Raw genomic sequence first — 7,289 nt, forward strand, 5'->3', positions numbered from 1 at the left:
GGCGCCCGCCGCCCGCTGCTCGGCCCGCCGCCCCCGCGCTGCCCGCACAGCCGCCGCGCCGCGTCGGCCGCGCGCGCGGCCCCGGCGCGGCCGCGCCCGGGGGGCCCCCCCCCCCCACAGGGACCAGGAGTTCGGAGGCTGCGTTTCGCGGGCGGCCGCGGTTCAGGGGCGCGGGGACTGCGCGAACGGCCCCCGCACACCCGCAGTCGCCTACGCACCCGGTCCCGTCCCTACATCCGGCTCAGTGACGCGGCGGCGAAGAGCACATCCCTGATCGCCTCACGGTCACCGATCTGACCCGCCGCCGCCTCCGCCGGAGGCACATGGCCCGCGGCCAGTCGGCAGAACTCGACGCCGTCCAGGGCGACATGGGCCACCTCGTGGTCGGCGGAGCCCACCGCGCCCGGGGCGTCGAGCGGGATGAGCCACTCACCGCCGCCGGTGCCCTCGATCTCCAGGCGCAGAGTGCGCCCGGGGGCGCCCGCGGGCACGAGGTGACGGGCCGCGCCCGGCGAGGCCAGGCCCGCGCACCGCCGGGCCGCGAGAACCACCGGCAGCATGCGGGCCGCCAGGTCGATCATCCGGTTGAGATGGCGCGGCGAGGGCGGGTCGTACGGGTAGTCCACCGCCTCCGCGATGTCCTCCGCGTGCACCCAGCACTCGAAGGCCCGGTCCAGCATCGCGTCCCGCAGCGGCAGCTCGAAGTCGCCGTAGGGCACGGCCAGTTTCCCGCCGCCGCTCGTGAAGGACACGGACCGCACGATGGTGTGGCTCTGCTCCCGCCAGGGCGCCCGCACGGAGCGGGTCGGCGGGAAGTGCGAGGCCCGCCAGAACGCCTCGGTGCGCTCGGCCGGGCTCAGCGCGGCCCCTTCCCCGTTCTCGCCCAGGGGGTCGTCGAGGCCCAGCGCGACCGCGACCAGCCCGTCGACCGACACCAGGTGGGCGATGACCCCGGCGACGGTCGTACGGCGGCTCGCCGTCGCGTCGCCCTCGAACCACCGCAGCCGTACCGGCGCGTGCCACTCCGCGTCGCCTATGTCCTGGAGCAGCGCGTCGAGTCGCGCGGTCTCGGCGTCGTACGGAGCCGCCCACTCGGGCACCGGAATGTCCGCCGGACGCCGGTCGAGGCAGCTCTCCAGGACCCGGGTGCGCAGCATCGGGTCCAGGTCGAGGCTCTCGGGCTGGTGCAGCAGGCCGACCGCCTCGCGCAGCCGCAGTGCCTCCTCCGCGCAACTGCCGCATTCGCCGAGGTGCTCCTCGACGGCGGCCGTCTCCGCGGGCGAGCAGGCGGCCAGCGCCCAGGCGCCGAGCAGCGACTTCAGGACGTCGTGCGGCAGGGCGAGCGCCGGGGCGGGCAGCGGCAGCCCGGTGTCCTCGACGGAGGTGCGGGGCATCGGTATCCGGGGCGGCCGGTCCGGGCCGTCGCCGCGGCCGTCCCCGCGCCCGGGTCCGCCGGGTCCGCCGGTCCGGCCCGGTTCGGACGGCCGTTGGCCACCGTTTCCGGGGCCCGGGGCGTCGTACCCCGCCGACCGCTCGCTCGTTTCGTCCGAATTGCTCCTAAATGGGGCGTCGTATTCCTCGTGTTCGTCGTGCGCCTCGAAGCGTCCCGCGCCGCTCACGCCGCACCCCCGTATCCCGGCGGCTTGCCGGCGTCGTGGGCGGTGGAGAGCAACTGCAGGCCCAGGCGCAGCCGGCGGCGGGCCTCGTCCTCGGTGACGCCGAGGTCGGCCGCGGTCTGGCGGTAGTCGCGGCGCTGGAAGTAGGCCAGTTCCAGGGCGGCGCGCAACGGGGTGGGCATCGAGTGGACGATGTAGTCGGCACGGGCCGCGACGGAGGCGCGGTGCACCTTGCGTTCCAGTTCCTCCGTGGAGGCCCCGTCACCCCGGGTGAGCGCGGCGGTCTCGGTGGCGCGCAGCCGCTGCACGGCGAGCCGGTGGGTCAGCCCGGCGACCCAGGAGCGCAGGGGGCCCTGTTTGGGATCGTAGGCGTCCGGGTGCTCCCAGACGTGGGTGAAGACCTCGCGGGTGATGCCGTCGGCGGCCCGTTCGTCTCCCAGTACGCGGTGGGCGAGGCCGTGCACGAGCGAGGCGAACCGGTCGTAGAGCTCGCCGAGGGCGGCCGCCTCGCCGCGTGCGAGCCGCTGTTGCATCCTGCGGTCCCAGCGGGGCGGTGCGTCCTTCTTCATCCGGCCCCCTCCCCGTGTCCGTGTCCAGCGTGTATCCACCGTCACCTCGAATGTAGTCGGCACCTCCGACGGCGCACGCCCCTTTGTGCCATTGGGCGCCCCCTGACGGGCCGGGGGTGGTAGTGGACCGGGATCTGCTCGTCTCTCACTTCCCATCTGTTTCCCGTCTTCTTCCGATCGAACAGGATCGGAGGTGACCGAAACAAGCCCTTTGTCGATCGTCTTCTGTTTGTCGTCCGGGGTTTCAGGGAACGGCCGCTGGGCAGCCGCGCGGAGAGAAACGTAGGAACTGCTTCCGCTTCCGGGCGGCTGCGGGAGATCCGGCGAGCGGAGGGCTGGGCCGTGGCATTCAAGGTGACCGGCGTCGAACGGGGCGAATGGGCCGTGCTCCACGTGTCGGGCGAACTGGACCTCGTGACGTCGCCGGTGTTGCGCCAGCGGGTGCACGACGTGGTGGCCGAGGGTCATCACGGCCTGGTCCTGGACCTCTCGGAGGTCTTCTTCTGCGACTCCAGCGGAGTCGGCGTGCTGATCGCGGCCCGTCGGCTGATCCGCTCCTGCCGGGGCAGACTCCGCCTGATCCTGCCGTCCATGGGCGCCGCCGACGCCTCCCACGTCAACCGTGTGTTCGCTGCGCTGGGCGTCCGCCGGCTGTTCGACGTGTACCCCGACATCGACACGGCGGTGTCCGAGGGAACGGAACCCCTGTCGGCCTGATCCGGTCCGCCGCGGGCAGCCGGTTCAGTCCGGCAGCATGCGCTTGCCCACGCCCGCGAACTCCGTGACCGGCGCCCGGGTCGTCGCGACGCGTCCCGTCGGCGCGGTCGGCGTGCTTGCGTATCCGCTCGATCCGTCCCACGGCCTTCCGGCCGCGTTCGACGAGTGCCCCGACCGGGGGCGGGCGTCCGAACGGGGCCTTCCGGGCCACGGACCGACGCGACTGCCACACTGTTGTCCCGAAATTCCCCCGGTCTTGGCACAAGCGTCGTTTTCGCGCTCCCGGAGCGGGCCCGGCGTCGTACGCTCCGTGGCGGATGCACCCCCACATGATGTAAGGCGGCCCGAAGACATGGTCAGCACCGAGTACGAGCGCAGGATCGCCGCACGGTTCGCCACCTTCGACCAGGACGGCAACGGCTGGATCGACCGGGAGGACTTCAACGCGGCCGCCAAGGCGCTGCTCGCTGAGTTCGGCACGGCCGCCCGGTCCACCAAGGGCCAGGCCCTGTACGCGGGCGCCGAGGCGTTCTGGCAGGGCATGGCGGGGATCGCGGACCGGGACGGCGACCAGCGCATCACCCGCGAGGAGTTCGTGAACGGCGCGGTCAAGCGTCTGCACGACAACCCCGAACGGTTCGCCGAGATCGCCCGCCCCTTCCTGCACGCGGCCCTGGACCTCGCGGCCGCCCCGGACGGCACGGCCACCGTCGAGGACACCGCGCGCGTGCTCAGGGTCCTCGGGGTGCACGAGGACATCGCGCGCACGGCCGCCGGCGCACTCGACACCGATGGCGACGGCAGGGTGGGAGAGGCGGAGATCGTGCCCGCGGTCGCCCGCTACTTCACGGTGCCGGAGTAGGGCCGAGGGGACTGGGGGCCTGCGGGGGCCGGCGCGGTCGTGGCCGACGTGCCCGTGGCTGTTTCGCCCCGGGTTCGAACGGCGCTCCGGCGGGGGCGCCGCGATGGGCCGGTGGTCGCCGCTGTTCATGGTGCCGGAGTGGCGCCGAGGCGGCCTGCCCGGCGACGGGTCGCGGCCGGTGCCCGACCGTGCCCGCCGGCGCCGGCTACTTCGCCGTTCCCGAATAGCGCTCCCGCAGCTTGTACTTGAGTACCTTCCGCAGCGTCTCGTTGCGCGGAAGGGCGTCCACCACCTCCAGCTGTTCCGGCAGTTTGTGCACCGACAGCCCTTCCGCGCGCAGATACGAGGTCACCGCCTCCAGGGTCAACTCCCCGGCCTCCCGCGACCGTGCCGCCGGCTCGACCACTGCGCACACCCGCTCCCCGCGCTCCGTGTCCGGCAGTCCGATCACCGCCACGTCCCCGACGCCCGGGAACCGGTGCAGCAGGTCCTCGATCTCCTTCGCGGAGATGTTCTCGCCCTTGCGGATGATCACGTCCTTGGTCCGGCCCGTCAGCACCAGATGACCGCTTTCGGTCACCTGTCCGAGGTCACCGGTGCGCAGAAAGCCGTCCGCGTCGAAGGCCTCCGCCGTCTGCGCCGGATCCAGATACCCCTGGCACACGGCCTCACCGCGCAGCCGCACCTCGCCGTCGACGATCCGTATCTCCATGCCCTCCGGGGGCCGCCCCTCGGTGGTCGCGAGGTTCTCCGCACTGTCGTCCGGGCACCCCATGGTGATCATCGGTACCTCGGTCATCCCGTATCCGTGCGTGAGCTGTACGCCCATCTCGCGGACCACGCAGTGATAGACCTCCGGCGGCTTGGGCGCCCCGCCACCGGCGAGCAGCCGCAGCGTCGGTATCACCTTCTCGCCGGGCTGCTTGCGCTGCTCGGCCAGGAACATCGAGTAGAACGCCGTCGACCCGCCCGCCACCGTCACCCCGTGCTTGCGGTACTCCTCCAGCGCCTCGGGCAGCGCGAACTGCTCGAACAGCACCGCCGGGAAGCCGTAGAGCAGAAGCATCACCGTGTAGTCGGGCCCGGCGATGTGCGCGTACGGGAAGGCCATCGAGCCCACGTCCTGCGCCGACAGACGCAGCGCGTGGGCCAGGCAGGAGCCGCCGGCGATCAGTGAACGGTCGGTGTGCAGCACGCCCTTGGGGTCGGAGGTGGTGCCGGAGGTCCAGTAGATCCAGCGGACGGAGGTGCCCTCGGAGGGCGGCGCGGGGAGCACCCCCGGATCGCCGTCGGGCAGGTCGCCGTACGCCTCGAAGACCTTCTTCGCGCCCAGCCGCCGCGCCATCTCCGTGTGGTCGTAGCCGCGCCAGGTGCCCGGTACGGCGAAGAAGTCGGCCTTCGACTCCCGCAGGGCGAAGCCGACCTCCCGGTCCCGGTAGAAGGGGATCACGGGCGACTGCACGGCGCCCAGGCGGGCCAGCGCGAAGGACAGCAGCGCCGTCTCGATCCGGGTGGGCAGCTGCCAGGCGACGACCGTGCCGGGGCGCACACCCATGGCGTACAGGCCCGCGGCCACCCGCTCGGCGCGGTCGCGCAGTTCCCCGAAGGTCAGCACCCGGTCGCCCTGGAGGAACACCGGGCGGTCGGGGGTGAGCGCGGCGCGGCGGGCGACCAGGTCCCAGAGGGTGGGGGAGGAGCTCAGGGCGTGTGCGGTCTCGGTCACGGCGGGGACCCCCTTGGCTGACGGTCTGTCAGATCTGGCCAGAGCGTAGGACCCGGCGCCTTGTCGGTCCAGGGGTGCGGGTCTAGCCTGCTGGGCGCGAACTGTATCTGACGGTGCATCAGATGGGATTCCGGATGGACCTGTCGTACACGCCCGAGGAGGAGGACTTCCGGGCGCGGCTGCGGGAGTGGCTCGCGAAGGCGCTGCCCACCCTGCCGCCCAAGCCCTCCCCCGACGACTGGCCGGGCCGCCGCGCCTACGATCTCGGCTGGCAGCGGATGCTGTACGACGCCGGGTACGCCGACGTCCACTGGGACGCCTCCCCGACCGTACGGCTGATCTTCCTGGAGGAGACGGAGCGGGCGGGCGCGCCGTACGTCGGGGCCAACTTCGTCGGACTGCTGCATGCCGGGCCGACCGTCGCCGCCGAGGGGACGCCGGAGCAGCGGGCGCGCTGGCTGCCGCCCGTGCTGCGCGGCGACGAGGTCTGGTGCCAGGGCTTCAGCGAACCGGACGCCGGGTCCGACCTGGCGTCGCTGCGCACGCGCGCGTGGCGGGACGGCGACGACTACGTGGTGAGCGGGTCCAAGATCTGGACCTCGCACGCCGAAGTCGCGGACTGGTGCGAGCTGCTGGTGCGCACCGACCCCTCGGCGCCCAGGCACCGCGGCATCACCTGGCTCGCCATGCCCATGGACGCGCCGGGCATCACCGTACGGCCGCTGCGGACCCTCGCGGGCTCGGCGGAGTTCGCCGAGGTCTTCCTGGACGAGGTGCGCGTGCCGGTGGCCAACCGCGTGGGCGCGGAGAACGACGGCTGGCGCGTGACCATGGTGACGCTGTCCTTCGAGCGCGGTACGGCGTTCGTCGGCGAGGTGGTCGCCTGCCGCCGCGTCCTCGGCGAACTGGCCCGCGAGGCCCGCCGGAACGGCCGCTGGGACGACCCCGCGCTCCGGCGGCGGCTGGGCCGGCTGAACGCGGAGTTCCGCGCGTTGTGGCGGCTGACGCAGTGGAACGTGAGTGAGGCGGAGGCGAGCGGCGGCGTGCCCGGCGCCGGGGGTTCGGTCTTCAAGCTGAGGTACTCGCACGCCCGCCAGGAGCTGTACGACACGGCGGCGGCCGTGCTCGGCGCGGACTGCCTCGACCTCGGCCGGCCCTGGGTCCTCGACCGGCTCTCCTCCCTCTCGTACACCATCGCCGCCGGTACCTCGCAGATCCAGCGGAACATCGTGGCCGAGCGGATCCTCGGACTGCCGAAGGGACGGTGACCTGCCGTATGCGCTTCCAACTCACCGAGGACCAGCGGGCCCTGCGAGACGGCGTACGGCAGCTGCTGGCCCGCCGCTTCGGCGCGGACGCGCTGCGGGCGGCGGTCGGCGCACCCGGCCTGGACCGGACCCTGTGGCGGGAGCTGGGCCAGGCAGGCCTCTTCGCGCTGCGGCTGCCGGAGGCGGACGGCGGGGTCGGAGTCGGCCTGCCCGAGGCCGTGCTGGCCTTCGAGGAGGCCGGACGGGCGCTGCTGCCGGGGCCGCTGGTGGCCACCCATCTCGCGGCCGGCACCGGGCCCGGGGCGGCCACCGGGGAGACGGTGGTGACCGCCGTCGACGGCGGGCCGGTGGAATGGCTGACGGAGGCCGACGTCGTGCGCGGGGACGCCACCGGCGCCGTGCCGCTGCGGTCGGTGGATCCGCTGACACCGCTGCACCGGGTGCCGAGTACCCTCCCGGCCGCCCCCGGCCCTATTCACGGACCCCTCTCCGGCCCTGCTCCCGACACGATATTGGTAGTGTTGATCTCGGTGG

The 7,289-nt window shown here is 73.3% G+C and carries 7 protein-coding genes; 4 read left to right on the plus strand and 3 right to left on the minus strand.

Annotation, left to right across the window (positions count from 1 at the left end; all coding sequences use genetic code 11):
* Nucleotides 1–230: 230 nt before the first annotated feature.
* Complete coding sequence (locus ACFW2E_RS36915) at nt 231–1,619, minus strand: maleylpyruvate isomerase N-terminal domain-containing protein (RefSeq protein ID WP_384473416.1); 1,389 nt, start codon at nt 1,617–1,619, stop codon at nt 231–233.
* Nucleotides 1,616–2,185, minus strand: coding sequence for a sigma-70 family RNA polymerase sigma factor (locus ACFW2E_RS36920; protein ID WP_384473419.1), 570 nt, complete (start codon nt 2,183–2,185; stop codon nt 1,616–1,618). The genes ACFW2E_RS36915 and ACFW2E_RS36920 overlap by 4 nt, the downstream gene beginning before the upstream one ends.
* 342 nt (nt 2,186–2,527) lie before the next feature.
* Here ACFW2E_RS36920 and ACFW2E_RS36925 point away from each other — a divergent pair, with 342 nt between their 5' ends.
* Both ACFW2E_RS36925 and ACFW2E_RS36930 read left to right on the plus strand, forming a co-directional pair.
* Nucleotides 2,528–2,902, plus strand: a complete 375-nt coding sequence (locus ACFW2E_RS36925) for an STAS domain-containing protein (protein ID WP_384473422.1) — start codon at nt 2,528–2,530, stop codon at nt 2,900–2,902.
* Between the two features lie 352 nt (nt 2,903–3,254).
* Nucleotides 3,255–3,764: an EF-hand domain-containing protein gene (locus ACFW2E_RS36930; RefSeq protein ID WP_384473425.1), complete on the plus strand. Its 510-nt coding sequence runs from the start codon at nt 3,255–3,257 to the stop codon at nt 3,762–3,764.
* Between the two features lie 205 nt (nt 3,765–3,969).
* Here the strand turns inward: ACFW2E_RS36930 and ACFW2E_RS36935 are convergent, their stop codons facing one another.
* Complete coding sequence (locus ACFW2E_RS36935; RefSeq protein ID WP_384473428.1) at nt 3,970–5,487, minus strand: class I adenylate-forming enzyme family protein; 1,518 nt, start codon at nt 5,485–5,487, stop codon at nt 3,970–3,972.
* A gap of 134 nt (nt 5,488–5,621) precedes the next feature.
* On the opposite strand from ACFW2E_RS36935, the gene ACFW2E_RS36940 reads away from it, so the two are divergent.
* Nucleotides 5,622–6,755: an acyl-CoA dehydrogenase gene (locus ACFW2E_RS36940; RefSeq protein WP_384473434.1), complete on the plus strand. Its 1,134-nt coding sequence runs from the start codon at nt 5,622–5,624 to the stop codon at nt 6,753–6,755.
* 8 nt (nt 6,756–6,763) lie between these two features.
* On the plus strand, nt 6,764–7,289 hold a 526-nt coding region (locus ACFW2E_RS36945; protein WP_384473431.1), incomplete at its 3' end, for an acyl-CoA dehydrogenase family protein.

Source organism: Streptomyces sp. NPDC058964, assembly GCF_042741275.1.
Taxonomy (GTDB): Bacteria; Actinomycetota; Actinomycetes; order Streptomycetales; family Streptomycetaceae; genus Streptomyces.